This window comes from Myxococcus sp. AB025B (assembly GCF_006518215.1).
Lineage (GTDB): Bacteria > Myxococcota > Myxococcia > Myxococcales > Myxococcaceae > Myxococcus > Myxococcus fulvus.
This window is the reverse complement of sequence record NZ_SRLW01000130.1, coordinates 1-26,832: the sequence shown is the minus strand read 5'-3', so window position 1 is coordinate 26,832 and position 26,832 is coordinate 1. Positions and strand designations below refer to the sequence as shown.

Here is a 26,832-nt window from a genome sequence, read left to right as displayed (position 1 = left end):
GGGGCGGGAGCCTCGGCGGGTGGCTCGACGAGGTGGTTCAGCCGGTCGATGCGCTCCTTGCGGTCCCACACCACCTCGCGCCCGCGCTTGAAGTACCAGACGCGGTGCCAGGGGATTTCGCCGTCCGGCACGAAGGCCTCGAACGGCATCTCCTCCAGGCGCTCGCCGTGGGTGTCGTAGCCGATGACGAACTCACGGGCCTCCAGCCGAGGGTCCCACCGGATGCGGTGGTACACCTCCCGGCTCGTCGTGAAGCGTTCCTGGGACATGGTGAGCACCCACGGGGAGAAGAGGAAGGACGGCGAGCCGCTGGCTTCCCGCGAGCGTAGTCGCGCTGACTGCTCGAAGGGGGACGTCCCGCGCGCCGCACCGGACGCCGCGGGACTCACCCGGCTGACAGTCCGCTTCAGGACGGACTGACGCCCGCCACCAGGTAGAAACGGAACTCCCCCGAGTTGACGCCGTAGGCCGCGTCCACGCCCACCAACGGCAGGACGATGTTGCGCAGGTACAGCCGCAGGCCCGCGCCCACGCCCTGCGCGAAGGTGGAGCCCTTCAGGCCACTCTTGCTGTCGGGCAGGTAGCCGCGCACCACGCGCCCGTTCACGTCCCGCAGCTCACCGTCGGCGGGCAGGTCCCTCCACACCATCAGCCCCGTGTCGGAGAAGCCCACGCCCCGGAAGGACAGCTGGCGGATGGTGAAGAGCGGGAAGTGGTACTCGGCGGTGAACGACAGGCGCGTGTCGCCGCGGAACTGCCGGTGGACGAAGCCACGCAGCGAGTTGCCGCCCATCACCAGCTCCTGGTGGAAGGGCAGGTCCACGCCCGCGGCTGCCTCGCCGCGCAGCACCACGTTGTGCTCCTCGAACAGGCGCAGGCCGTGGCGGTACAGCAGCCCGAAGCGCCGGTAGCGGAAGTCGCTGCCCACCTCGGGATTGGACACCTCGTAGGAGGCCTCCAGGTTGATGCCCTCCATCACCGCGTGCAGGTTCTGCCGCGTGTCGATTCCCACCATCAGCCGCACCGACGCGTCCTGCTGCGCGGGGCCGGTGGAGAACGCGGGCGTGGTGACCTCCTCCTTCGCGTCCGGCGACTTCGCGTCGATGCTCATCAGCCGGTACTTCACCGCGGCGCGCACGCGCTCGAAGAGCATCACGCCGAACTCACCGGCCAGCGAGGCCGAGTTGAGGCGCGTGCGGCGCACCACCTCCGGGTCCTCCTGGCCTGCTCCCGGCTGGTACTCGTCCATGCGGTCGCTTCGGAGCTGGCCCTCCAGACTGAAGCGCAGCTGCGGCAGCCCGAAGACGTTCTGGTCCAGGTAGCCGACGAACAGGCCGCTCTCCGCGGTGCTCACCTGCGCGGCGGTCGCGAACTTCTTGCTGCGGCCCCACAGGTTGTTCTCCGCGTACAGCACGCCGCCGCCCACGTTGTCCGACGACAACGCGAAGGTGGGCGCCACCACCCACGAGGCCTTCTCCTCCACCTCCAGGATGAGGCGGACGCGGCCCGGGCCCGTGGGCTCGGTGCGCACCGTCACCTCCTGGAACAGACCGGTGGCGAGCAGCCGTCGCTCCACCTTGTCCAGCTGCTCGAAGGTGAGCTCGTCCCCCGCGTCGATGCGCGAGTACGCCTGCACCGTCTCCGGGCGCGTCTTCTCCGGACCGCGCACCACCACCTCGTCCACCACCTGCCCCGGCTCCTGCGCGCCCGCCTGCCCCGCCCCCAGGGCGAGTCCCAGCAGCGCGCACCACTTCACCACTCGTCCGCTCATGATTCGTCGCACATCCATGACCGCGTCGGGGGCTACCGGCCTCGAGCCCTCCGGGTCGCACCCTACCGCCACCGCCGGTCCATCGGGATTGCGGAGTGACGGGAAGGCACGACCGAGAAACATTTGCTATGCCTGCCCCCGAGGAAGCTCCGGGACGTCCCCGGGGTCGTGTCCCGATGACCGGTCTGTTTCGCCAGCTCCGACGCCGACGTCTGCTGCGGCGGCCGTTCCCCTCCGAGTGGCTGGGCCACCTGGAGGCCCAGGTCCCGTTCTTCTCCCGGCTGTCGCCCTCCCTGCGCGAGGACTTCCTCGCGAAGCTGAAGGTCTTCGTCTGGGAGAAGGAGTTCATCGGCGCGGGGGGCCTGGCCATCACCGACGAGATTCGCGTCGTCGTGGCCGCCACCGCCGTGCAGCTCGTCGTGCACCTGGACCTGTCGTATTACGACCGGCTGCGCGAAGTCATCGTGTACCCGGACGCCTTCCTGCTGCCGGACCGCACCGGCGTGGTGCTGGGGGAGGCGAAGCACTGGGGCTCGGTCATCCTGTCCTGGGCCGCGGTGCTCGGCGGATTGAAGAACCCCGACGACGGCCACGACACCGCCACCCACGAGTTCGCCCACGTGCTGGACCGGGCCGACGGCGCCTTCGACGGCACGCCGAAGCTGCGCAGCTACTCGCACTACCGCACCTGGGCCTCGGTGATGAGCGAGCACTTCCACGCGCTCCAGCAGGGCCGCCCCCGCGAGCGCCAGGTGCTGGATGACTACGGCGCCCTCAACGAGGCGGAGTTCTTCGCCGTGGCCAGCGAGAACTTCTTCGAGCGGCCCGAGCGGATGCGCAAGAAGACTCCCGACCTGTATGAAGAGCTGAAGCGTTTCTACGGGTGGGACCCCGCCTCCGGCACTTGAGCCCGCGCACCGAGCGCCGCGCTGTGGTAGGCGCGGTATCCAGCAGCCTCCGGAAAAGAGCCTCTCCATGACCGCAGCCGCCGTGCCCTCGGTGTCCATGTTCGTCGAGCTGGAGCGCGAGGCCTGGCGGGCGTTGCGCGCCTCCACGCCGCTGACGCTCACGACGGAGGACCTGGACGGGCTGCGAGGGCTGGGCGAGCACCTGGACCTGGAGGAGGTCTCGGACGTCTACCTGCCGCTGTCCCGGCTGCTCAACCTCCAGGTGGCGGCCGCGCAGCGGCTGTGGGCCGAGCAGCAGGCCTTCCTGGGGGGCACCACGCGGAAGGTGCCGTTCATCATCGCCATCGCCGGCAGCGTCGCGGTGGGCAAGAGCACCACGGCCCGCATCCTCCAGGCGCTCTTGGCGCGCTGGCCGGACCACCCGCGGGTGGAGCTGGTCACCACGGACGGCTTCCTCTTCCCCAACCGCGTCCTCACCGAGCGCGGCCTGATGAACCGCAAGGGCTTCCCGGAGAGCTATGACCGGCGCGCGCTGGTGCGGCTGCTCGCGGAGCTCAAGGCGGGACGCGCGGAGGTGACGGCGCCCGTGTACTCGCACCTCGTCTACGACGTGGTGCCCGAGGAGGCGAAGGTCATCCGCCAGCCCGACATCCTCATCCTGGAGGGCCTCAACGTCCTGCAGTCCGGCGTCGTCGGGCAGCGCATCCCCCACACCTTCCTGTCGGACTTCTTCGACTTCTCCATCTACGTGGACGCCAGCGAGCAGGACATCCGCCGCTGGTACGTGGACCGCTTCCTGCGCCTGCAGCAGACGGCCTTCCGCGACGAGCGCAGCTACTTCCGGCGCTTCTCGGACCTGACGCCCGAGCAGGCGACGGCCATGGCGGAGAACATCTGGGGCGACATCAACGGCCCCAACCTGGCGCAGAACATCGCGCCCACGCGCTCGCGCGCCCGGCTCATCCTGCTCAAGGGGCCGGACCACAAGGTCAAGCGCGTGCGGCTGCGCAAGCTGTAGCCGTCACGGCGGCGAGGGCTTGCACAGCGAGCCGTCGGCGAGCTTCGCCAGGCGCTCGCGCAGGACGTGCTCCTGCTCCGTGCTGCGCTGCTCGCGCAGGTGTCCCAGCGCGCGGTGCTCCAGCTGGATGGCCTCCTCGCAGCGCCCCTGTCCCGCGAGCGCCAGCGCCAGGGTGTCCAGCGCGGAGGGGCTCCACGGCGCCAGCGACACGGCCCACTGGGCCAAGGGCAGCGCCTCCGCGGAGCGGCCCTGGGTGACGTACAGCCACGCCAGCCCCTTCGTGGCGGGGATGCTCCGCGGCTCCAGCGAGAGGGCCTTCTTGTAGGCGGCCTCGCGCTCCTCCTGGGCGGCCTCGTCCGACTCCAGCGCGGCGCCGAGCAGCAGCCACGCGCCGCTGTCATCGGGGTGGGCGCGCACCGCGGTCCTCGCGAGCGTGAGCTTCTCCTCGCGCGAGGCCTCGGCGGACTTCACCGCCAGGGCCGGGAGTCCCTGGGGGTCGATGCGCAGGGCCTCGTCCAGCTCCTTGCGGGCCAGCACCTGGCGGTTCTTCACGAGCGCCGCCTGCCGGGCCATCGACGCTCCCAGCGCGGCCAGCTTCGAGCGCGTGGCGTGCACCTCCGCGTCCTCCAGGGCTCGCTCGACGAAGGCCAGGTCCGTGGGCGGCGCCACCACCTGCCGTGGCGGGGGAGGGCGCCCTCGGAGGTATTCCCAGAGCGTCTGGTCCATCGTGCCCTGCGCCAGCTCCGGCAACGCCCTGCGCAGGGCCTCGTCGGGCGCCATCCCTTGGGACAGCAGCGTCTGGAGTTCAGCGAAGCGCCCGGCGCGCTCGTGGATGAGCCAGTGCACCAGCGCCCAGCTCCCCGCGTACATGGAGGAGAGCTCGCGGTCCTGCTCCTCGAAGTTCAGCCCCGGCTCCCAGGCGAGGACGCCGGGAATCACGCCACCGCCCTGGGCGCTGTCCACCGACTCGCGCAGCATCCGGGCCGCCACATAGGTTGCGTCTTTGTTGGGGACGCCCAGCACGGCGCTCCTGCCGTCCGCCGTGAGCTGCGCGGTCTCCAGGTACTCGGCGAGCCCTTCGGAGAGCCACAGGGGCTGGCGCAGCAGGACGTAGGAGCTCAGGTAGTGCGCCAGCTCGTGGTTGAGCCGCGAGGAGGCGTCCATGGACAGGGCGGAGTAGCGACGCGCCCACGCCGAGGGGGGGCCGGACAGGACGATGAGCGCCTCGGTCTCGGAGCGGTGGTAGAGCGCCTGCACGCGGCGCGGGTAGAGGCCCTTGAACTCCTTCCAATCCGCGAGCACGTAGACGGAGAGCTTCGCCATCGGCTGTCGGAGCGCGGAGGGCCACATGCCCGCGAGCAGCACCACGCGCATGCGCTCCAGCTCTCCCATCGCCTCGCGAGCCTGCTCGGGAGGCAGGTCCGTGCGCAGCGTGTAGTGCTCGCTGTCCAGCTCCACCCAGCCGCGCCCTCCCTCGCCGGGGCAGCGCGTGAAGCGCGGGCCGATGACGCAGCCCGAGGCGCCGAGCCACAGCGCCAGCATCAGCAAGGTCAGTCGCAAGCGCTCGGACACGAAGACACGCACTCGTCGGGCGGGAGGTGGAAGGTCCCGTCAGCGTAGCGCGCTTCGATATGCGTGGGGACCGTCCTCGTTTCCACGAAGGTCTTCCGAACAGGAAGACGACATGACGACGCGTGCACAGGTCCGTGGACGCGGGCTGACGGGACGGGTGCGTGCGCCCTGGACGGTGTCGTTCGGATGCTCCGACACGGCCAGGCTCGACGTATCCGAGGTGAAGCCGGAGGACCCCGCCGTCGCCATTGCGGCGTGCGCGCCCTCACGACGCTCCACAACAACCCACCCGCGCGGGGCTCAGCGACGGGGCCGGCGGGACATCTCGATGTGCGGGATGCCGTCCTCGTCGTAGACCTCGCCCTCCGCGACGAAGCCGAGGCTCGTGTAGAAGGCCCGCAGGTAGTCCTGCGCGGAGATGCGGATGGTGGCGTCGGGGTACAGGGCCTCGAGTCGCGCGAGGCCGCGCTCGGTCAGCTCCCTGCCCAGTCCGCGTCCCCGGGCCCGCGGTGAAGTCACCACGCGGCCCAGGCTCGCGGCGCCGGGGAACTTCACGTCGGGCGGGAGGATGCGCAGGTACGCGCAGAGCAAGCGCTCCAGGCCCTCTCCCTCGTGGGCGAGCAGGTGCAGCGAGCTCGGGTCCAGGCCATCGACGTCCTGGTAGATGGAGCGCTGCTCCACCACGAAGACCTCCTGCCGCAGCGCGAGCACCGCGTACAGCTCCTCGAGCGTCAGCTCCGCGAACGCCTTCCATTGCCAGCTGGGCATGGGCGGGCGTCTATCACGGATGGCCCCCCGTGGAGCGGCGTCGACCAGGCGTTGCCTTCTTCCGAAGTGTCCCCCGCGCTGCGCTCGGGTGTGGCCGGGGCCCTGGAGTCGACCTGTCGCCAACGGTGAGCCAACCCCCGTGGGCGTGGCCAGCGCGGTGGCATCGACTCATCGCCCCTGGCGAGGCGGACCGCGCGGGTGTCGCCGACGCGCTGCATCGCGACGACTCGTCGACGTCGGCGCGCTGATGCTCGCTCGCCACGGCAACGCCTGGACTCCAGGCCTCATCGGGCGGCGGCCCGCTCGCCAGCCTGGCCGGCGGGGTGGAGTCCCGCTCCTGGGGCGGAGAGGGCGGGCAGGGAGGCTGGGCAAGTTGGCGGGGTGGCCGTTATACGTAGGCCGCCATGAGCCAATCGCCGCTGACGTCACCCGTGCCTGGAGCCGCCGAGGACGTGGAGGCGCTGGCGTCGTTGCTGCGGGGACGGCGCACGGTGGTGCTCACCGGCGCCGGGTGCAGCACGGAGTCGGGCATCCCCGACTATCGCGGCCCGGGCACCCGCGCCCGCGCACGCAACCCCATCCAGCACCGCGAGTTCCTCCAGCGCCCCGAGGTGCGGGCCCGCTACTGGGCGCGCAGCCTGCTCGGCTGGCCCCGCTTCGCCGCCGCCCGTCCGAACGCCGCGCACCAGGCGCTGGCCGCGCTGGAGCAGGGAGGCCAGGTCCGAGGGCTCATCACCCAGAACGTGGACCGGCTGCACCACGCCGCGGGCAGCACGCGCATCATCGAGCTGCACGGCGCGCTGGCCCGCGTGCGCTGCCTGGACTGCGGGGCGCAGGAGGCGCGCGTCGACCTGCAGGAGCGTCTCTTGTCGCTCAATCCGGACTTCACCCACCAGGTGCTGGAGCTGCGGCCGGACGGTGACGCGGAGCTGAGCTCGGAGGCGCTCCAGGCCTTCCGGGTGCCCGAGTGCCTGCGCTGCGGCGGGACGCTGAAGCCGGACGTGGTGTTCTTCGGGGACAACGTGCCCGCGCCCACGGTGGCGGATGCGTTCGGGTTGCTGGAGGAGGGGGACGCGCTGCTGGTGGTGGGCTCGTCGCTGGCCATCTACTCCGGCTATCGCTTCCTCGTGCGCGCCTCCGAGCGACAGGTGCCCATCGCCATCCTCAACCTGGGCGAGTGTCGCGGCGTGGAGCTGGCGGACCTGTGTATCGAAGCGAGCGCGGGGGATGTGTTGCCCCGGCTCGCCTCGCGACTGACGCGGGCCTGAGGTCGCGCGTCAGGGGATGCGCACGTGGGCGGTGAGGTGGTCCACGAAGGCTCGCACGCGCGAGGGCAGGTGGCCTCCCTGGCTCATGAAGAGGATGTGGATGGCCTCGGTGTCGCCGGGGTTGTGCGCCTCGAGCACGGGCACGAGGTGTCCCTTGTCCAGGTCGTCCTGCACCTGGAAGCGCGCCAGCCGCGCCAGTCCGACGCCGGCCAGGGCGAGCTGTCGCAGCGCCTCGCCGTCACTTGCCTGGACGTTGCCGATGGGCGGCACGGCGAGCTGCGCGTCCTCTTCCTTCAGGGGCCAGCCCTCGATGGCGCGCGCGTAGCTGAAGCCCAGCCGGTTGTGGGCGCCGAGCTCCTCGGGCGATTGGGGCAGGCCGTGACGCTTCACGTAGTCCGGTGAGGCGACGATGACCATCCGCGTCTCGCCCAGGCGGCGCGAGGTGAGCTGGGAGCTCTTGAGCTGGCCGTGGCGGATGGCCACGTCGGTGCGCTCGTCGAGCAGGTCGATGAGCTGGTCCGTGAGAACCAATTCCACCGACACGCCGGGGTGACGGGCGAGGAAGCCGGGCAGCAGGGGGATGAGCAGCACGCGGCCGAAGGCGGCGTTGGTGTTGACGCGCAGGCGGCCTCGGGGCTCGTCGCTCGTGGCGGCGCCGCGCTCGGCCTCCTCCAGTTCGGCGAGGATGCGCACGCTGCGCTCATAGAAGCCGCAGCCCTCCGGGGTGAGCTGGAGCGCGCGGGTGGAGCGGTTGACCAGGCGGGCTCCCAGTCGCTGCTCCAGGCGGGCCACCAGCTTGCTCACCGCCGAGGGCGTCATCCGGAAGGCGCGGGCCGCGGCGGAGAAGCCGCCCAGCTCCACCACCTTCACGAAGACCTCCATCTCTCCGAAGCGATTGACGTCGAGTCGAGCCATGGTGAGCCGAAGTCACAAGTCCTGTTCCGCACGGCGCTCTACCGCACGGAAATCGTGCCGTCCATACAAGGGCCCATCCACTTCTTCATCGGAGGGCCACGAAGCCATGCCGCTGGCCTTGTTCGCATTGACCGCGGGCGCCTTTGGAATCGGCGTCACGGAGTTCGTCATCATGGGTTTGTTGATGGAGGTGGGCGCTGACCTGGGCGTCTCCATCTCCACGGCGGGGCTGCTCATCTCCGGCTACGCGCTGGGCGTGGTGGCCGGGGCGCCCGTGCTCACGGTGCTGACGGGACGCTGGTCCAGAAAGCACATGCTGCTGGGATTGATGGTCATCTTCACGGTGGGCAACGTGCTCTGCGCGCTGGCGCCCACGTACGGCACGCTGATGGTGGCCCGGGTGCTGACGGCGCTGTCGCATGGGACGTTCTTCGGCGTGGGCTCCGTGGTGGCGACGGGGGTGGTGCCGGTGTCCGCGATTCTCGTCGTGCTGGTGGCGCTGTGGATGGAGTCGCGTGAGCCGCGCTCCGGCGCGGTGCTGCATGGGAGCCTGCAATGAATGCACAGGACAAGGTCGCGCTCGTGGTGGGGGCGCAGGGTGTCATCGGGAAGAACCTCATCGAGCACCTGGCGTCGCTGGGAGACTGGGAGGTCATCGGCCTGTCGAGACGCGGGGGCGAGTCGGCGGGGCGGGTGCGGCACGTGAAGGTGGACCTGCTCGACGCGGGGGACTGCCGGGCGAAGCTGGCGGAGCTGGGGCGGGTGACGCACGTCTTCTACGCCGCGTATCAGGACCGGCCGACGTGGGCGGAGCTGGTGGCGCCGAACCTGGCGATGCTCGTGAATGTCGTGGAGGCCATCGAGCCGGTGGCCCCGGGGCTGCGTCATGTCAGCCTGATGCAGGGCTACAAGGTGTATGGCGCGCATTTGGGGCCATTCAAGACGCCGGCGCGGGAGACGGACCCGGAGCACATGCCTCCGGAGTTCAACGTGGACCAGCAGCGCTTCCTGGAGCAGCGTCAGCGGGGCAAGGCGTGGACGTGGTCGGCCATCCGTCCGTCGGTGGTGGGAGGCGTGGCGCTGGGCAATCCGATGAACCTGGCGTTGGTGCTCGCGGTGTATGCGTCCATCTCGAAGGAGCTGGGGTTGCCCTTGAGGTTCCCGGGGAAGCCGGGGGCGTACCATGCGCTGTTGGAGATGACGGACGCGGGGCTGCTCGCGAAGGCCACGGTGTGGGCGGCGACGGAGCCGCGGTGTGCGAATCAGGCGTTCAACATCAACAACGGAGACCTGTTCCGGTGGAGCGAGCTGTGGCCGAGCATCGCGCGCTACTTCGGGTTGGAGGTGGCGCCGGGGTTGCCCATGTCCCTGGACGTGGTGATGGCGGACAAGGGGCCGCTCTGGGACGCGATGACGGCGAAGCACGGACTGGCGGGGCATTCGTACCAGGACGTGTCGTCGTGGCGCTTCGGTGACTTCGTCTTCTCGTGGGACTACGACATGTTCGCCGACGGGACGAAGGCACGCCGCTTCGGTTTCCACGAATTCGTCGACACCCAGGCCATGTTCTTTCGCCTCTTCGACGAACTGCGACGCATGAAGGTCATCCCGTAGGCGCGCACCGTCGACACGTGTGATGGAATCCCCGAGACGACTCGAGCGCCTCGGGAGGCACGACAGTGGGCGAGAATCCGATGCAGCAAATCATCGATTTCATCCTGGAGCTGGACAAGCTCAAGGGCGTGACTCGCAAGGTCAAGCCGTTGGGGCTGACGCGGTACGAGAACTCCGCGGAGCACAGCTGGCAGCTCGCGCTGCTGGCCCTCTCGCTCTCCGCCTACGCACCCGCGGGCACCGACATGGACCGGGTGGTGCGCATGCTGCTCGTGCACGACGTGGGAGAGATCGACACCGGTGACACCCTGGCCTTCGTCGAGGGCGGCTGGAAGGAGCGCAAGGCGGCCGAGCTCGCCGCCGTGGAGCGCATCTTCGGACTCCTGCCCGAACCCCAGGGCCCGCTCTTCCTGGCCCTGTGGCGCGAGTTCGAACAGGCAGAGACTCCCGAGTCCCGCTACGCCAACGCCGTGGACCGCGCCATGCCCGTCCTCCTCAACCTGTCCAAGGAAGGGCAGAGCTGGCGCGAGAACGGCGTCAGCCACGCCCGCGTGGTGGCTCGCATCGCTCCGCCCATCCAGGCGGGTTGCCCCGCCCTGTGGACCTACCTGGAAGCCCGCCTCGAGGACGCACGCCAGCGCGGCTGGTTCGGCGCCTGAGCTTCACGCGGCCTGGGGACTTCGCGGAGCGCCCACGTGCCCCGCTCGCACCACGTAGTCCCCGAATCCCTCCCCAGGCCGCCGCTCTCGCGCATACGCGGCGAACAGCGGCTCGAGCGTGTCGAGGATGGCCGCCTCGTCGACGTTCTCCCGGTACAGCCGATTGAGCCGCTGACCCCGACTGTCCCCACCCAGGTGCAGGTTGTAGCGACCCGGTGCCTTGCCCACGAGTCCAATCTCCGCGAGATACGGCCGCGCGCACCCATTCGGACAGCCGGTGATTCGCAGCAGGATGTTCGCGTCCTGGAGGCCATGCGTCTTCAGCCGAGCCTCCACCCGCTCCACGAACGTGGGCAGGTAGCGCTCGGCCTCCGCCATCGCCAGGCCACACGTCGGCAGCGCCACGCACGCGAGCGCGTTGCGCTTCAGCGGGCTCGCCGTTCGGAAGCCCTCCAGCCCATGTTCCCGGACGAGCGCCTCGATTCGCTCCCGCGACTCCGGCGGAATCCCCGCGATGATGAGGTTCTGGTTCGGCGTCAGCCGGAAGTCACCCGAGTGGATGCGAGCAATCTCCCGCAGGCCCGTGAGGTGCGGCGCCCCAGGCCTGTCCGCCACGCGCCCGCTGTCCAGGTGCAGCGTCAGGTGCCACCGCCCGTCATGGCCCTCACGCCAGCCGAAGCGGTCCCCGTTGTGCTCGAACGTGAAGGGCCGCGCGGGCTCCAGCGCGAACCCCAGCCTGCGCTCCAGCTCCTCCGTGAACCACGCGACGCCCTTGTCCTCCAGGACATACTTGAGCCGCGCGCGCTTGCGATTGCCCCGGTCCCCATGGTCACGGTGGAGCTTCAGCACCTCCTCCGCCACGACCAGCATCTGCTCCGGCACCACGAAGCCGATGACATCCGCGAGCCGGGGGAACGTGCTCGCGTCTCCATGCGTGGCCCCCAGGCCGCCGCCCACCGTGACGTTGAAGCCCTTCAGGACGCCGTCCTCGAGGATGGCGATGTAGCCCAGGTCCTGGGCGAAGAGGTCCACGTCGTTCTCCGGCGGCACCGCCACCGCCGCCTTGAACTTCCTCGGCAGATACGTCGCGCCGTAGAGCGGCTCGTCCTCGCCTCCGCCCACCTTCTCCTCTCCGAGCCACAGCTCATGGTACGCGCGCGTCCTGGGCAGCAGATGCTCGGACAGGCGCACCGCCCAGTCGTAGACGACTGCGTGCACCCGGGTGTCCACCGGGTTGGGGTTGCACAGCACGTTGCGGTTGACGTCACCGCAGGCGGCCAGCGTGTCGATGAGGGCCGCGTTGATGCGCGCGATGGTCGGCTTGAGGTCTCCCTTGAGGATGCCGTGCAACTGGAAGGCCTGCCGGGTGGTGATGCGCAGCGTCCCGTTGGCGTGCTCACGCGCGAGCCCGTCCATCACCAACCACTGCGACGCCGTGCACACGCCGCCGGGCAATCGGGTGCGCAACATGAAGCTGTAGTCCGGCTCCAGCTTCTGCTGACGACGCTCCTCGCGAGCGTCCCGGTCGTCCTGCTGATAGCTGCCATGGAACTTGATGACGCTGGTGTCGGCGGGGGCGATGGCGCCCGTCACCGGGTCGGCCAGGCTCTCCGCCAGCGTACCGCGCAACAGGCGGCTGTTCGCCTTGATGTGTTCGACTTCCGAGAGGGGCTTGGGCTGGGGCTCATGTCTTCGCTCGCAATCGGGCTTCAGTAGACGTCACGCAGGTAGCGCCGCTCGTCCCGCAGGGATTTCAACCAGTCCTCGGCGTCCTCGCGGCCGCGAGCGCCGTGCTCGACAACGATGTCCACGAGCGCCTGATGGACATCCGGCGCCATGCGCTGGGCATCGCCGCACACGTAGATGGCCGCGCCTCCCTCCAGCCAGGCGTAGAGCTCCTTGCCCGACTCGCGCAGGCGCTGCTGCACATAGACCTTCTCCGCGGTGTCGCGCGAGAAGGCCACCGACAGCCGGTGCAGCGTCTTCTTCTTCAACGCCTCCAACCACTCCGTCTGGTACAGGAACTGGGTGCGGAAGTGCTGCTCGCCGAAGAAGAGCCAGTTGCGGCCCTTCGCGCCGGTCTCCGCGCGCTCCTGCACGAAGCCCCGGAACGGCGCCACCCCCGTGCCAGGACCAATCATCACCACGTCCCGCGCGCCGTCCTCCGGGAGCCGGAAGCGCTCGTTGCGCTCGACGAAGACGCGGACCGTGTCCGTCCCGTCCACACGCGTGGCCAGGTGGTGGGACGCCGTGCCCAGGTGCCGCGCGCCGAAGGCCGTGTAGTCGACCACCGCCACCGTCAGGTGCGCCTCCGCGCCCACGCGCTTGGGACTCGAGGCAATCGAGTAGAGCCGAGGCGTCTGCTTCCTCAACGCGAGCACCAGCTCCGTCGCGCTCCAGGGGGCGGGGTGCTGACGGAGCACATCGATGACCTGGTGCGAACGGAGCAGCGCACGGAAGGCCTCCGAGCCACTCGCAGACAGCACCGCGCCGAGCTCCTCGCTGCCGCTGAGCGCGGCCTGTCGCTCCAGGAATGGGCGGCTCAGCCGTGTCAGCTCCAGCTCCTCCGTCAGCCAGTGGCCGAGCGACCAGGTCTTCCCATCACGCGTCACCGGCTCCGAGGCCTCGAGGCGCAGCGTGGTCAGCACCGCCTCCACCAACTCGGGACCATTCGGTGCCCACACCCCGAGCGCGTCGCCCGGGGTGTACTCGAGGCCCGAGCCCTCCAGCGACAGCTCCACGTGGCGCACGTCCTTGAGTGCGCCGCGTCCCGTGATTCGCTGGTTGGCCAGCACGGGCGCGGCGAACGGAGCCTGCTTGCTGACGACGGGGGCCGCGGGGCCGCCTCGCAAGGGAACGACGGTGGCGACGACGGGCGTGCGAGGCTCCAGCGCTTCCCGTGCGCGCTCCAGGGTCTGGTCCAGCCAGCCGGAGGCCACGGGCTCGAAGTCCAGGTCGCAGTCGGCGCGCGCCGCCAGCCGCGAAGCGCCCAGCTCCGCCAGTCGCTCGTCGAGCTGTCGCCCCACCTCACAGAACTTCGGATAGCTGGAGTCACCCAGCCCGAGCACCGCGTAGCGCAGCCCCTCCAATCGGGGCGCCCGCTTGCCCAGGAGGTGCTCGCAGAATCCGCGCGCGTCGTCGGGCGGGTCTCCATCGCCCTGCGTGCTGATGACCACGACGAGCAGCTTCTCCCGGGCCAGCTCTCGCACCGGATACTCGCTGGCCCTCACCAGCCGCGCCGGCAACCCGGCGCGCTCCGTCTGCTGCTTGAAGCGCTCCGCGAGCAGGCGGCTGTTCCCCGTCTGCGTCCCGTAGACGATGGTGAGCGGCGCGACGGAGGTCTCCGCCGGTGGTACGGCGTGAGTCACCGGTTGCACGCTGGCCGCGCGTGTCGCGAGCCCCGCGGCGTAGCCACTCAGCCAGTGCAGGGCCGAGGCATCCAACCCCTCCACCAGCCGCAGCAGCTGCGTGCCCCGCTCCGCGCCGAGCAGCGCGTCGAGGAAGGGCGGTGTCGGAGTCAGGCTCCCTGGAGACGAGACGCTCATGTCCCGGCCTCCGGCGTCAGGTGCTCCACCCATTGCTCCAAGGTCTCGGTGTCGTCCAGCTCCCACCACTGCGTCCGCGCCTCCTGGGCCTCCTCGCGCAGCACCCGGCGAAGCTGGGGTGCGTCCGCGTGGACCAGCGCCACCAGCCCCGCGCGTGACAGGGCGAGCGCGACCTCCACATCGCCCGCGACGGTCGCCACGACGCGGCCGAGGTCGAACAGCCTGCGCTCCAGCGCGAAGGCGCGCCCCGCGGCCTCCGGTGTCGAGGGAAGCAGGACGATGGCGCCGGCCTGTCCCAGCCGCTGTTCACGCTCGACCTGGGACACCAGCGACGTGCCCGTGCGGGACGCGGACTCGGCCGGGCCCAGCACCATCCCCGCGCCCACCGTGTCGTGGGTGAGGGCGTCGATGACGATGAAGGCGCCCGTGCGACGGTTCTCCTGGTACGCGTCGCACAGGAGCGGGCGGCGGCACACCAGTCGCACGCGGCCGATGTCGTTGAGCGCGAGCGCCTCCGCGGGCGCCTCCGACAGGTCCTCCAGCTCCTTGCGCCACAGCACGCGCTCGACTTGCGCGGGGGTGGTGCGGGTGCCCTGCTTCACCAGGTAGCGGCGCGTCGCATCCAGCGGCTGCTCACCGAACCACACCAGCATGGCGTCCAGGTGCTGCAGGGCCAGCGGCGGCTGGTCCACGTGGGAGAGCACGTCGCCCCGGCTCACGTCCACGTCGTCCGAGAGGCGCAGCGTGACGGACGCGGTCGCGGAGGCGTCCTCGCGTGGACCGTCGAACGTGTCGATGGCCTCCACCCGGGTCCTGCGCCCCGAGGGCAACACCTGCACCTCGTCCCCCACGCGCACCGTGCCCGAGGCGACCTGTCCCGCCAGCCCTCGATAATCCTGGTGCGGTCGAATCACGTACTGCACGGGGAAGCGGAACGGCGCGCCGTCCAGCCGGCGCTGGTGCGGCAGGGACTCCAGCCAGCTCAAGAGCGTGCCGCCCTCGTGCCAGGGCGTGTGCGCGCTGGGGCGGGTGATGTTGTCGCCCCGGCTCGCGCTGACGGGGAACAGCCGCACGCCCTCGAAGCCCAGGGTGCGCGCGAAGTCCGCCAGCTCGCTGCCGATGCGCTCGAAGGTGGCGCGCTCGTAGCCCACCAGGTCCATCTTGTTCACCGCCACCGCGAGGTAGGGGATGCCCAGCAGCGAGGCGATGTACGCATGTCGCCGCGTCTGCGGCAGCACGCCCAGGCGCGCGTCCACCAGGATGACCCCCGCGTCCGCGGTGGAGGCCCCCGTGGCCATGTTGCGCGTGTACTGCAGGTGTCCCGGCGTGTCCGCGATGATGATCTTCCGGCGCGCCGTGGACAGGTAGCGGTAGGCGACGTCGATGGTGATGCCCTGCTCACGCTCGGCGCGCAGGCCATCGGTGAAGAGGGAGAAGTCCAGCTCCTCCTCGTCCCCTCCGCCGGCGGCGGCCTTGAGTCCCTGGGCCAGTGCCTCGGTGCGCGCGGCGGCGGCCCGCTTCGCGCTGGCCTTTCGCACGGCGGAGATCTGGTCCTCGAACAGCCCATCGCATTCGTACAGGAGCCGGCCGATGAGCGTGGACTTCCCATCGTCCACCGAGCCCACCACCGCGAGGCGCAGCAGGGCACGGTGGGCGTGCTCGTCGAGCAGGCGCTGGAGGTCGGGCTCGCGTGGAGCCTGGAGTGCGGTGTCCATCAGAAGTACCCCTCGCGCTTCTTCAGCTCCATGGAGCCTTCTTCGTCGTGGTCGATGAGCCGGCCCTGGCGCTCGGACTGTCGGGCGTGGACCATCTCGTGGATGACGGCCTCCACGGTGGTGGCCGAGGACTCGATGGCGCCGCTGAGCGGGTAGCACCCCAGCGTCCTGAAGCGCACCTTGCGCGGCGTGGGCTTCTCGCCGGGGCGCAGGCGCATGCGCTCGTCGTCCACCATCAGCAGGGTGCCGTTGCGCTCGATGATGGGCCGCTCGGCGGCGAAGTAGAGCGGCACCACGGGGATTCGCTCGCGCAGCACGTAGTGCCACACGTCCAGCTCCGTCCAGTTGGACAGGGGGAAGACGCGCATGCTCTCGCCCGCGTCGACGCGGCCGTTGTAGAGGTTCCACAGCTCCGGACGCTGACGGCGCGGGTCCCACTGGCCGTGCTTGTCCCGGAACGAGAACACCCGCTCCTTGGCGCGGGACTTCTCCTCGTCGCGGCGGGCCCCACCGAAGGCGGCATCGAAGCCGTGCAGCGCGAGCGCCTCCAGCAGCGCCTGTGTCTTCATCGCGTGCGTGTACTTCTGGCTGCCGTGGTCGAACGGGTTGATGCCCTCGGCGAGCGCCTTGCGGTTCTGGTGCACCAGGAGCTTCAGCCCGTGCCGCGCCACGAAGCCGTCCCGGAACGTGTACATGTCCCGGAACTTCCACGTGGTGTCCACGTGCAGCAGGGGGAAGGGCAGGGGCGCGGGATGGAAGGCCTTGCGCGCCAGGTGCAGCAGCACCTGCGAGTCCTTGCCGATGCTGTAGAGCATCACCGGGTTGGCGAACTCGGCCACCGTCTCCCGGAGGATGTGGATGCTCTCCGCCTCCAGCTCCTCCAGGTGCGTGGCGCGAGCGTGTGTCGTTTCAGTCATGTCCGGCCTCCGCCCGACGAGGAAGGGGTTGCTCCGGCGTCGCGTCACGGCGCGCGGTGAGTGAGGCGAGCCGCGCGCGCAGCGAGACCACCTCGCCCACGACCAGGAGCGCCGGGGAGCCGAGGCCCGCTTGCCGTGCCTGTCGGGCCAGGTCTCCCAGCGTGGCCTCCACCACGCGTTGATGCTCCCAGGTGCCTGCCTCCACCAGCGCGGCGGGAGTCTTCGACGCGCGGCCCGCGGAGATGAGCGCTGTGGTCGTCTCCTCCAGCCGCTGCCCGGCCATGAACAGCACCAGTGTCTTTGCGCGTGCGAGGAAGGACCAGTCCGGGGCGCCCCCCGCGCGGAAGGCGGTGGCGAACGTCACCTCGCCGGACAGGTCCCGGTGGGTGACGGGGATGGCCGCGGAGGCGGGGACGGCGATGCCCGCGGAGAGGCCGGGCACCACCTCGTAGGGGATGCCCGCGTCCTCCAGCGCGAGCGCCTCCTCCGCGCCTCGCCCGAAGACGAACGGGTCTCCGCCCTTGAGCCGCACCACGGCGCGACCCAGCCGGGCCTGCGCGATGAGCACGGCGTGGATGTCCTCCTGTCGCACGGAGTCGCCTCCGCCCTCCTTGCCCACGTAGATGAGCCGCGCATGGGGACGCGCGTGCTCCAGGACTCCGGGGTGGATGAGCCGGTCATGGACCACCGTGTCCGCTTCGCGCAGCAGGCGCGCGGCGCGCAGCGTGAGCAGCTCCGGGTCTCCCGGGCCCGCTCCTACCAGGTACACGCGACCTCTCGATGACTCCTTCATGAGGGCTCCCCCGACGACTTTCAGTGCTTCAATTCCGTGCGCAGCCGCGCGAAGGCCCGCGCCTGCTCCCCGCGCGCGAGCAGCACGCCGAGGTCTCCCGCCGCCAGCCGCTTGAGCAGCTCCTGGCGACGCGGGCTCCTGGGGAGCTGTCGTCTCAGCCAGCCGCTCAGCCTCGCGAGCAGCACGTGGTGGGGCGCGATGTGCGCGGCGAGGGCGCGGCGCAGGTGCCTCGCCAGCGCGGGAGCCTGCCCGGCGGTGGAGACGGCCACGGTGATGGGGCCACGGCGCTCCACCGAGGGCAGCGTGAAGTCACACAGCTCTGGCTCGTCCGCCGTGTTGACCCAGAGCCCGCGCGCCCGCGCCTCGGTGACGATGCGCTGGTTCACCGACGCGTCATCGGTGGCTGTCAGCACCAGCGCGTGGCCCCGCGTGTCTCCGTCTTCATAGGTGCGTGGCACCCAGTCCAGCCGGCCTTCCCCGGCCAGCTTCGCGAGCGTCTGGGTGACGGTGGGCGCCACGAGCTGGAGGCGTGCGCCCGCCTCGAGGAGGGCCAGGGCGCGCCCCTCGGCGATGGCGCCACCTCCGACGAGCAGGACGCGGCGGCCCTCCAGGCGGAGGCAGATGGGATAGTCGACAGGAATGGCGGTCGTCATGGTGGGGCCTCGGTTCATCGGACGGGGTGGAGGCCGCATTCGCTGTGCTCGCGCGCCTCCCACCACCAGCGACCCGCGCGTTCGTCTTCGTACGGCTTCACGGCGCGGGTGCAGGGCGCGCAGCCGATGGAGGGGTAGCCCCGGTCATGGAGCGCGTTGTAGGGGACGCCGTTCTCCTGGATGTAGGCCCAGACCTGCTGCCGGCTCCACGCCGCCAGGGGGTTGAGCTTGAGCAGTCCGCCATGCGCCGAATCGAGCTCGACGACGCGGACGTCCGTGCGGTTGAGGGACTGCTCGCGGCGCAGGCCCGTCAACCACGCCTCCCTGCCATGCAGCGCGCGACGCAGGGGCGCGACCTTGCGGATGGCGCAGCACTCCTTGCGTGAGGCCAGGTCCTGGCGGAAGGAGAAGTAGCCGCGCGCGGACTCGAGCGCCTCCACCTGGGCGCGCTCGGGGAAGTACGTCTCCACCTCGATGCCGTAGCGCCTGCGGACGACCTCGATGAGCTCGTAGGTCTCGGGAGGAAGCCGCCCGGTGTCGAGCGTGAAGACGCGCACGCCGGGCGCGTGCTTGCGCGCCAGGTCGATGAGGACCATGTCCTCCGCGCCGAAGCTGGAGGCGATGGCCGCGCGTGCGCCGAGCCGCTGCTCCACCCATTCGAGGAGCGTCTGCGCGGTGGCTTCCCCGAGGGCGGTCGCCTCCGAGAGCAGCGGGGGGATGGTGGGTGAGGTGGACTGCACGGAAGACACGGTGGGCTCCTGGGGAAAACAAAAAGGCCCGCGCCTCTTTCGAGGGCGGGCCGCGCGAGCAGGTCAGGGGATGGATGGGACGGCTATCCACTCCTCGAGGCTCGTGGGCCGCCCGGAGGCGGACACACCACGCACGCACACGCCAGACAGCAACAGGCGGCCTTCACGTCAGCGCACGCGGACGCGCGGGCCCGCTGGAGGGCCGGCGACATGGCGGAGGGCTGGAGGAAGGCAAGGCGCATGGGAGGAGCGACGAAGGGGGAACAGCGGTGTGCGGAAGGGGAGCGCCGGACCTCGGGGCGAGGTGGCGCTGGGCGAGGCACGAGGACTCAGGGAGCGTCCGACGCGCGCTTCAACAGCCCAGGCCCGAGCGGGCACAACAGGCACACCCCTGACAGCAGCGGCGGAACGGCGCGGCCATCGAGGTGGAAGGCATCAGCACGAAGCGCAAGCTAACGGCTGACAGGGTGAGCCGTCAACCCACGCTCCGCTTCACGACTCGTGAGCCCCACCCGTGCGTCGTGGCAGGGCATGTGGCCCCAGGTGGGAGGACGTCGTGGCGTGCTCCAGGGACGCGGGGGCGTCGAGTCGCAGCGCCGAGCGGTCCAGCTCCGAGAGCCGCGGGCGGCCCAGCAGCGCGAGCGTGCGGTCGACCTCGGAGGTGAGGAGGTCCAACGCCTGCTCCACGCCGGCCTGTCCGTTCGCGGCCAGACCGTAGAGGAAGGGGCGGCCCACCATGCAGGCGCGAGCGCCCAGGGCGATGGCCTTCACGATGTCCGAGCCCCGGCGGATGCCGCCATCGAGGATGACCTCGGAGCGGCCCTCCACGGCGTCCACGACCTCGGGCAGCACGTCGAGGGCGGCGGGGAGGAAGTCGAGCTGTCGTCCGCCGTGGTTCGACACGACGAGCGCCTCGACTCCGAGCGACACGGCCTTGCGCGCGTCCTCCGCGCAAGAGATGCCCTTGAGCACGAGGGGGCCGGGCCAGATGGAGCGCAGCCACTCGACGTCCTTCCACGTGACAGCGGGGTCGAACTGGCTGTTGGTGAAGCGCGCCACGCCCACGGCGTTCGCCTGGGTGAGCGCGGGGTGGTCCACGAAGTTGCCGAAGGTGGCGCGCGGGCTGGACGTCATGCGCAGCACCCAGCCGAGGTGGCGCAGCACGTCCATCACGTTGGAGAAGTGCAGGCGCGGCGGGACGGTGAAGCCGTTGCGCCGGTCCTGCTCGCGGTTGCCCATGACGGGCACGTCCACGGTGAGGCACAGCGCGCGGTAGCCCGCGGCCTTCGCGCGCTCCACGAGGGACTGCGTGACGCCACGGTCCTTCCAGACATAGAGCTGGAACCAGAGGGGCGCGGAGGACGCGGCGGCGACCTCTTCAATCGTCCCGATGGACATGGTGCTGAGCGTGAAGATGGCGCCCCGGCTCGCGGCGGCCCGGGCGGCCAGCTCTTCTCCACGGGGTGCGAGCAGGCCCGCGAGCCCCGTGGGGCCGAGGATGATGGGCGTGGCGAGCCGCTCTCCCAGGAGCGTGACGGAGGGGTCGATGACGCTCACGTCCACGAGCGAGCGCGCGCGGAAGAGATAGCGCTCGAAGCTCCGTCGATTCGCCTCGGCGGTGAAGCCGTCGTCCGAGGCGCCCTCGACATAGTCGAAGACGGTCCGGGGCAGCCGCCGCCGCGCGCGCTGACGCAGGTCCTCGATGCTGACGCTCACGATGTGGGCTCCGGGGAAGCGACGACGCTCCCGAGGATAGCAGCCCTGGCCTGGACTGCGTCACCCAGGCGATGAGCCGCGGGGTTACTCGTCAACCTCCGCGCGCGAGCGGCTCCCTGGCTCGACCCCCAGGGCCAGCTCCTTCAGCTCGAACGTCAGCGCGCGGATGGGGAAGGGCCGCACGTTCCCGAGGACAATCACGGTCAGTCGGTCCTCGGTGTAGTGGTGGAGATTGGAGAGGAAGCCATCCATCGAGCCTCCGTGCCGCACCAGCACGCCGCGCTCCTGCACGCCGGGGCCTCGCTGGTAGGGCTGAATCCGGAAGCCATAGCCGTAGTAGCCCTGCGCGCGCGTCCCTCCTGTGAACAGCCGCGTCCTGCTCTCCGCGGAGAGCCACTTCATTCCGAAGAGCGCCTGCGCCCAGGTGTACAGGTCATCGACCGTCGCGTAGATGTCGCCCGAGCCCAGGGCATAGGAGACGTTGTTCTCGTCGCGTGAAACGCCCAGCAGGCCCTTGGCGTAGCCGAACGACCGCTTGGACGGGACGTTCGTGGCGCGCTCGATGCCTGAGTCCGACATCGCCAGCGGGCCGAAGGTCTTCGCCTGGAGCACCTGCGCATAGGACTTGCCCGTGACGGCCTCGATGACGAGGGCCGCGAGGTGGTAGTTCAGGTTGGAGTACTCGTACTTCGCTCCAGGCTTGAACGAGAGGCGCGCGGTGTTGATGAGCCGCAATATCTCCGCCGAGGAGACATCTGTTTCGGACTCGCGCTCCACCAGGGAGTCCAGGTGGATGGGCAGTCCGGACCGCTGCTTGAGCAGCAGGTGGAGCGTCAGGCTGTTGCCCAGGTCGGCGCGCAGCTTCGGGAGGTATCGCGAGAGGGGGGCCTGGAGGTCCAGGGTGCCGGCCTCCACCAACTGCATCACCGTCACGGCGGTGAAGGACTTGGTGAGCGAGCCGATGAGGAACTGGGAGTCCACCTGATTGGGGCGCTTGCCCTTCTCGTCCGCCAGTCCATATGCGGCGCGATGAATCACCTTCCCGTCCTTCGCGACGAGCACCGCGCCGCGAAAGCCCTCCTTTTCGACATAGGTCCGGAGATGGGCATCGAGCTTCGTGGCGACGGAATCCCGCGGCACGGCCAGGGGCGCGGCCCCCATGCAGAAGGACGCGAGGGCCAGGACAGATAAGAGAGCCATGTCGGGTCCTCCGCCCTAGTTGTTGGACCAGATGACGGAGGCGATCTTCCAGCCCGAGTCCGTGTTCACCAGGTGCCAGCTCTCCTGTCCTCGGTTGATGACGCGGTCATCGAAGTGGAAGGTGAACTCGAAGGAGACCGAGGCGATGGTTCCGTCCGTGTCGATGCGGACGTTGATGAACTTCTCCTCGCTGCGCCCCTTGTTCGCCACGATTCCGTCGATGAACCGCGTCGGCGTCTCGCGTGCCGTCAGATTGACCCGCGTCGCCTGGGGGTCCTTCTGCTGGCGGCGCTTCAAGCGCTCGTCGCCATCGACGGACTGCCAGGTGATGTCCTCGCGCAGGAACAAGCCGAGGAACTTCTTCTTGTCCTTCTGGAGGATGGCGTCTCGGAAGTCGTCGACGACGGCGGTGATCTGCTGACGCGCCGCGGTGGTGTCCTTGGCTGTTGCTTGCGCGAAGGCGGGCAGCGACACGAGACAGGAGAGCAGCAGGAGAGACAGCTTCACGCGGGCTCCGTGACAGGACGGCGAGGTGTGTTCGTGCGGCGGACCTGGAAACCCAGAGCCGCCGCGCTTATTCCGTCGAGTCGCGTCTGACGGGAGACGTCAGGCCGCGTCCCGCTTCAGCGCCGCGAGGAGCTGCTCGAACAGCGCCGCGAGCGTGTCGACCTGCGGCGCGCGCAGCATCGTGTAGTGGTCTCCCGGGACCTCGTGCACCGTGGGCGCGGTCGCGAGCCACGCACCCCAGCCGAGGTCCGGCGTCACCGTCACGCCTTCGAGTGGCGTGCTGGCCCGGATGAGCACGCTGGGCCCTTCGAACGGCGCGCCCGTGGGGACGTAGGCCCGCTGCGCGGCGCTCATCCGCTGATAGAGAGCGAAGAGCCGCTCCACGGTGTCGAGGTCCAGGTCCAGGCCCGGTGCCGCGACGCGCGCCTGCTCCAGCAGGTACGTCAGTCGCTCACGCCCCTCGAGCCGCGTCAGTCGCTCCCGGTCCACGGCCAGCTCCCGCCACGGCAATCCGAGGATGTGCGCGAAGGACACCAACTGCGTGAGCGCCTCGGGTGCAGGGCGCGGCTCCGGCCGGGGCGCGTGGCTGTCGACCAGGACCAGCAGCTCCACCTGCGCACCCTGCGCCTGGAGTCGACGCGCCATCTCGTGCGCGACGAGCCCGCCGAAGGACCAGCCCGCGAGCAGGTACGGCCCCTTGGGCTGCACGACGCGAAGCTGCGACAGGTAGTCGCGCGCGAGGACCTCGACCGAGGCCGGAGGCAGCTCTCCCCCGTCGAGCCCGCTGGCGGAGAAGCCGTGGATGGGACGGCTCGGAGTGAGCCTGCGCACCAGCTCCGTGTAGCCCAGCGCGCTGCCGCCGCCGCCGTGGACGAGGAACAGCGGGCGCTCGGTGGACGTGCCCGCGTCGAGTCGCACGAGGTTCGGCAGGGCGCGCACTCCGGCTTGCTGCGCTTCGAGCACGGAGGCCAGTCGCTCGATGCTGGAGCCCTGGAAGAGCGCGGTGACGGGGAGCGAGCTGCCCGTCCGCTCGCGGATCCGCGCCATCAAGCGGATGGCGAGCAGCGAGTGGCCACCCAGCTCGAAGAAGTCATCCGAGACGCCGACCTGGGGGACTCGGAGGACGTCCGCCCAGATGGACGCGAGCAGCTCCTCGGTGGGCGTGCGCGGCGCGACATACGTCTCGGACGGAGCACCGAGGACGGACTCGGGAGCCGGCAGCGCCTTGCGGTCCAGCTTCGCGTTCGCGGTGAGCGGGAGCGCGTCGAGCCGCAGCAGCGACGACGGCACCATGAACTCGGGCAGCCGCGACTTGAGGAAGGCGCGCAGCGACGTCGTGTCCACGTCGTCACCGACGAAGTAGCCGACGAGGCGCTTGTCACCGGGGACGTCCTCGCGGGCGATGGCCACGGCCTCCCGGATGGCGGGATGCGCGAGCAGGGCCGACTCGACCTCGGACAGCTCGATGCGGAAGCCTCGGACCTTGACCTGCGCGTCCGCGCGGCCGACGAAGTCCAGCAGGCCGTCGTGCCGCCAGCGAACGAGGTCGCCGGTGCGGTAGAGGCGCGCGCCGGGCTCGGAGGAGAACGCGTCGGGGATGAAGCGCTCCGCCGTGAGCGAAGGCTGGCCGACGTAGCCCCGCGCGAGGCCCTCGCCGCCGATGAACAGCTCGCCCGTGACACCGACGGGGACGGGCTGAAGTGACGCGTCCAGGACCCGGACGCTCGTGCCGAGGATGGGGCGGCCGATGGGCAATGTGGACCCGAGGTCCTCCACGCCCTCGAGGGTGAACATGGTGGCGAAGACCGTGGTCTCGGTGGGGCCGTAGGCGTGGCCCACGGGCACTCCCCACTCCGTCAGCGCGCGGCGGACGTGGAGCGGCGAGACGACGTCGCCGCCCGTGAGGACGCGCTGGAGCGAGGCGGGCGCGGACAGGCGGGCCTCGACGAGCTGCGAGAACAGACCACTGGTCGCCCAGAGCGTGGTGACGCCGTGGCGGGCGATGGCCTGGAAGAGCTCCTCGAGCGAGGGCGCGTGCGGGGGGAGGATGACCAGTCGCGCGCCGTGCAGCAGCGCGCCCCAGATTTCGAACGTCGAGGCGTCGAAGGAGATGGGCGCGAGCAGCAGGTGCGTCTGCTCGGGACCGAACCGCGTGTAGTCGGTGCCGATGAGCGTGCGGATGACGTTGCGATGGGTGCTGCCAACGCCCTTGGGCCTGCCCGTGGAGCCGGACGTGAAGTCGACGTAGGCGAGCGACTCCGGGAGGGCGGCGTGCGGCACGGCGTCGATGGACTGGTGCGCCAGTGAGACCTCGTCCAGGAGGACCGTGGTGAGGCCCTCCGCGGGGAGGTTGGGGAGCAGCGCCCTCGTGGTGATGAGGACTCCGGGCCGCGAGTCCTCGAGCATGGAGGCCAGACGCTCCCGCGGATAGGACGTGTCGAGCGGGACGTAGGCGGCGCCGGCCTTGAGGATGGCGACCAGGGTGATGACGAGCTCGGGTGAACGCTCGAGGGCGAGCGCGACGCGGGAGTCCGTGGAGATGCCGAGGGCGCGCAGGTGTCGGGCGAGCTGGTTCGAGCGCTCGTCGAGCTGTCGGTACGTGAGGCTCGTATCGCCGTGGATGAGCGCGGCGGCATCAGGAGCCTGGGCCACGACGCGGGCGAAGACCTCCGGGAGCGTGGAGTCCGTGGACACTCGCGCGGGCGCCAGGGCCCAGGTGTCGAGGACGTCGCGACGCTCGTCCTCCGTGAGCATGGCGTGCTCGGAGAGGGCGGCCTCGGGGCGCTGGGTGATGTCCTCGACGAGCTGCTCGAAGTGCCGGGCCAGGCGCTCGATGGTGGCGCGCTCGAACAGGTCCGTGTTGTAGCCGAGTCCTCCGAAGACGCCGTCCGGGGTCTCCGTCAGGTTCAGCTGGAGCTCGAACTTGGCGGTGGCGACCACCGAGCCCACGTCGACCGGGCTCAGCGTCAGCTCGGTGTTCTGGATGGAGGACTCGGGCGTGTTCTGGAGGACGAACAGGGCCTGGAACAGGGGGCTGCGGCTCAGGTCGCGCGCGGGATGCAGCTCCTCGACGAGTCGCTCGAAGGGGATGTCCTGGTGCGCGTAGGCGCCGAGCGCGGTCTCACGCACCTGACGCAACAGCTCGACGAACGAAGCGCGCGGAGCGATGCGGGCACGGAAGACGAGCGTGTTGACGAAGAAGCCGATGAGGCCTTCGACCTCGGAGCGGTGACGGCCGGCGATGGGCGAGCCGACGGCGATGTCGTCCTGCCCGCTGTGCCGCGAGAGCAGCAGCTGCCACGCCGCGAGCAGCGCCATGAAGGGCGTGGCGCCCTCTCGCTGGCAGAGCGCCTTGAGCTTCGCGGTGACAGCCTGGGGAATGAAGACGGGTTGCGTGGCGCCTCGGAAGGTCTGGAGCGGAGGCCGGGCCTTGTCGATGGGCATCGCCAGGGGCTGGAGGCCCGTGAGCTGGTGACGCCAGTAGTCGATCTGCGCGTCGAGGACAGGGCCCTGGAGCCAGGAGCGCTGCCAGACGGAGAAGTCGGCGTACTGGATGGAGAGGGGCGAGAGGGGGGACGGCTTGCCGTGGGAGAAGGCGTCGTAGAGGGCGGCGACCTCCTGGATGAGGACACCCATGGACCAACCGTCGGAGACGATGTGGTGCATGTTGAGCGCGAGGACGTGCTCGGTGTCGCTGAGCTCCAGGAGCTGGGCGCGGATGAGCGGGCCGGTGGAGAGGTCGAAGGGCCGCTGGTACTCCTCGCGCAACCTTCGCTGGAGCTCCGTGCGTGAGGACTCTTCATCGAGTCCGCGCAGGTCGACCCGCGTCAGCGGTAGCTCTCCGTTCGGACTGACGCGCTGGAAGGGCTGACCGTCGTGCTCGAAGAAGGTCGTACGGAGGGCCTCGTGGCGAGAGACGAGGGCGTCGAAGCTGAGCTGGAGAGCCTTCGAATCGAGTGGGCCGGAGAGGCGCACGAAGGAAGGCATGTTGTAGGTGGCGGAGCCGGGCTGGAGCTGGTCGATGAACCAGAGGCGCTGCTGGGCGAAGGAGAGGGGAAGAGGCCCGGTGCGAGGGACAGGGAGGATGGGAGGAGGCTGAGCGCCGAGGGCCTCGCGAGAAGCGGAAAGGATTCGCGAGGCGAGAGAGGCGACGGTGGAGGCCTCGAAGAGGGCCCGCAGAGGCAGCTCGACGCCGAAGGAAGAGCGGATGCGGGAAATGACCTGGGTGGCGAGAAGCGAGTGGCCACCGAGGGAGAAGAAGTTGTCGGTGACGCCGACGCGCTCGAGGCGAAGGACGGAGGAGAAGATGGAAGCGAGCTTCTCTTCGGCGGGGTTGCGAGGAGCGACGAAGGCGGAGTCGCCACGCAAGGCGTCGACGTCCGGAGCGGGGAGCCGGTTGCGAGCGAGCTTCCCGGAAGGAGTCAGGGGCAGTGCCGCCAGGGAGACGAAGGCGGAGGGCACCATGTACTCGGGGAGGCGCTGGAGGAGGAAGGCGCGGAGGGCCTCTGCGTCAAGCGGAGCGTCGGAGGAGAGGACGACGTAGC

The 26,832-nt window shown here is 70.3% G+C and carries 22 protein-coding genes; 6 read left to right on the top strand and 16 right to left on the bottom strand.

The window, feature by feature from the left end; genetic code table 11:
* Both FL311_RS22030 and FL311_RS22025 read right to left on the bottom strand, forming a co-directional pair.
* The coding region (locus FL311_RS22030; RefSeq protein ID WP_141327625.1) for a DUF504 domain-containing protein at positions 1-269 on the bottom strand (269 nt) is incomplete at its 3' end.
* 137 nt (positions 270-406) lie between these two features.
* Entirely contained in the window at positions 407-1,771 is a 1,365-nt protein-coding gene (locus tag FL311_RS22025) for a BamA/TamA family outer membrane protein (RefSeq protein WP_228556996.1), read from the bottom strand.
* Between the two features lie 176 nt (positions 1,772-1,947).
* On the opposite strand from FL311_RS22025, the gene FL311_RS22020 reads away from it, so the two are divergent.
* Both FL311_RS22020 and coaA read left to right on the top strand, forming a co-directional pair.
* Complete coding sequence (locus tag FL311_RS22020; protein WP_141327623.1) at positions 1,948-2,679, top strand: M90 family metallopeptidase; 732 nt, start codon at positions 1,948-1,950, stop codon at positions 2,677-2,679.
* A gap of 67 nt (positions 2,680-2,746) precedes the next feature.
* Entirely contained in the window at positions 2,747-3,697 is a 951-nt protein-coding gene (gene coaA, locus FL311_RS22015; RefSeq protein WP_141327622.1) for a type I pantothenate kinase, read from the top strand.
* Positions 3,698-3,700: 3 nt separating this feature from the next.
* On the opposite strand, the gene FL311_RS22010 is transcribed toward coaA, so the two are convergent.
* Both FL311_RS22010 and FL311_RS22005 read right to left on the bottom strand, forming a co-directional pair.
* A complete protein-coding gene (locus FL311_RS22010) occupies positions 3,701-5,269 on the bottom strand; it encodes a DUF1570 domain-containing protein (RefSeq protein ID WP_228556995.1) in 1,569 nt (522 codons plus the stop codon).
* A gap of 300 nt (positions 5,270-5,569) precedes the next feature.
* Positions 5,570-6,037 (bottom strand): GNAT family N-acetyltransferase, encoded by a 468-nt coding sequence (locus FL311_RS22005; protein WP_141327621.1) that lies wholly within the window; start codon positions 6,035-6,037, stop codon positions 5,570-5,572.
* Between the two features lie 404 nt (positions 6,038-6,441).
* Between FL311_RS22005 and FL311_RS22000 the strand changes: the two genes are divergently transcribed.
* Positions 6,442-7,305, top strand: coding sequence for an NAD-dependent protein deacetylase (locus tag FL311_RS22000; protein WP_141327619.1), 864 nt, complete (start codon positions 6,442-6,444; stop codon positions 7,303-7,305).
* A 9-nt stretch (positions 7,306-7,314) separates the two neighbouring features.
* Here the strand turns inward: FL311_RS22000 and FL311_RS21995 are convergent, their stop codons facing one another.
* Entirely contained in the window at positions 7,315-8,220 is a 906-nt protein-coding gene (locus tag FL311_RS21995; protein ID WP_141327618.1) for a LysR family transcriptional regulator, read from the bottom strand.
* A gap of 106 nt (positions 8,221-8,326) precedes the next feature.
* On the opposite strand from FL311_RS21995, the gene FL311_RS45230 reads away from it, so the two are divergent.
* From FL311_RS45230 to FL311_RS21980, 3 genes are all read left to right on the top strand, one after another.
* Positions 8,327-8,779, top strand: a complete 453-nt coding sequence (locus FL311_RS45230; protein WP_255510356.1) for an MFS transporter — start codon at positions 8,327-8,329, stop codon at positions 8,777-8,779.
* Positions 8,776-9,834 (top strand): SDR family oxidoreductase, encoded by a 1,059-nt coding sequence (locus FL311_RS21985; protein ID WP_141327617.1) that lies wholly within the window; start codon positions 8,776-8,778, stop codon positions 9,832-9,834. Before FL311_RS45230 ends, FL311_RS21985 begins: the two co-directional genes overlap by 4 nt.
* Positions 9,835-9,914: 80 nt before the next feature.
* A complete protein-coding gene (locus FL311_RS21980; protein WP_141327616.1) occupies positions 9,915-10,493 on the top strand; it encodes an HD family hydrolase in 579 nt (192 codons plus the stop codon).
* A 3-nt stretch (positions 10,494-10,496) separates the two neighbouring features.
* Here FL311_RS21980 and cysI read toward each other — a convergent pair whose 3' ends face one another.
* The 11 genes from cysI to FL311_RS21925 all read right to left on the bottom strand — a co-directional run bounded on the left by cysI (position 10,497) and on the right by FL311_RS21925 (position 26,752).
* Entirely contained in the window at positions 10,497-12,206 is a 1,710-nt protein-coding gene (gene cysI / locus FL311_RS21975; RefSeq protein WP_141327615.1) for an assimilatory sulfite reductase (NADPH) hemoprotein subunit, read from the bottom strand.
* A complete protein-coding gene (locus FL311_RS21970; RefSeq protein WP_141327614.1) occupies positions 12,203-14,038 on the bottom strand; it encodes an assimilatory sulfite reductase (NADPH) flavoprotein subunit in 1,836 nt (611 codons plus the stop codon). The genes cysI and FL311_RS21970 overlap by 4 nt, the downstream gene beginning before the upstream one ends.
* Complete coding sequence (locus FL311_RS21965) at positions 14,035-15,753, bottom strand: GTP-binding protein (RefSeq protein WP_141327613.1); 1,719 nt, start codon at positions 15,751-15,753, stop codon at positions 14,035-14,037. The genes FL311_RS21970 and FL311_RS21965 overlap by 4 nt, the downstream gene beginning before the upstream one ends.
* Complete coding sequence (gene cysD, locus FL311_RS21960; RefSeq protein ID WP_141327612.1) at positions 15,753-16,670, bottom strand: sulfate adenylyltransferase subunit CysD; 918 nt, start codon at positions 16,668-16,670, stop codon at positions 15,753-15,755. The genes FL311_RS21965 and cysD overlap by 1 nt, the downstream gene beginning before the upstream one ends.
* Complete coding sequence (cobA, locus tag FL311_RS21955; RefSeq protein ID WP_141327611.1) at positions 16,663-17,463, bottom strand: uroporphyrinogen-III C-methyltransferase; 801 nt, start codon at positions 17,461-17,463, stop codon at positions 16,663-16,665. The genes cysD and cobA overlap by 8 nt, the downstream gene beginning before the upstream one ends.
* A gap of 20 nt (positions 17,464-17,483) precedes the next feature.
* Positions 17,484-18,116 carry a bifunctional precorrin-2 dehydrogenase/sirohydrochlorin ferrochelatase gene (locus FL311_RS21950; RefSeq protein ID WP_141327610.1) on the bottom strand — a complete coding sequence of 211 codons (633 nt, stop codon included), beginning with the start codon at positions 18,114-18,116 and terminating at the stop codon, positions 17,484-17,486.
* A 14-nt stretch (positions 18,117-18,130) separates the two neighbouring features.
* Positions 18,131-18,856, bottom strand: a complete 726-nt coding sequence (locus tag FL311_RS21945; protein WP_141327626.1) for a phosphoadenylyl-sulfate reductase — start codon at positions 18,854-18,856, stop codon at positions 18,131-18,133.
* Between the two features lie 501 nt (positions 18,857-19,357).
* A complete protein-coding gene (locus FL311_RS21940) occupies positions 19,358-20,581 on the bottom strand; it encodes an alpha-hydroxy acid oxidase (protein WP_194869310.1) in 1,224 nt (407 codons plus the stop codon).
* Between the two features lie 84 nt (positions 20,582-20,665).
* Complete coding sequence (locus FL311_RS21935; protein ID WP_141327608.1) at positions 20,666-21,781, bottom strand: serine hydrolase; 1,116 nt, start codon at positions 21,779-21,781, stop codon at positions 20,666-20,668.
* Between the two features lie 15 nt (positions 21,782-21,796).
* On the bottom strand, positions 21,797-22,288 hold the full coding sequence (locus tag FL311_RS21930; protein WP_141327607.1) for a nuclear transport factor 2 family protein: 492 nt from the start codon (positions 22,286-22,288) through the stop codon (positions 21,797-21,799).
* Between the two features lie 99 nt (positions 22,289-22,387).
* A complete protein-coding gene (locus FL311_RS21925) occupies positions 22,388-26,752 on the bottom strand; it encodes a non-ribosomal peptide synthetase (protein ID WP_228556993.1) in 4,365 nt (1,454 codons plus the stop codon).
* Between the last annotated feature and the right edge of the window lie 80 nt (positions 26,753-26,832).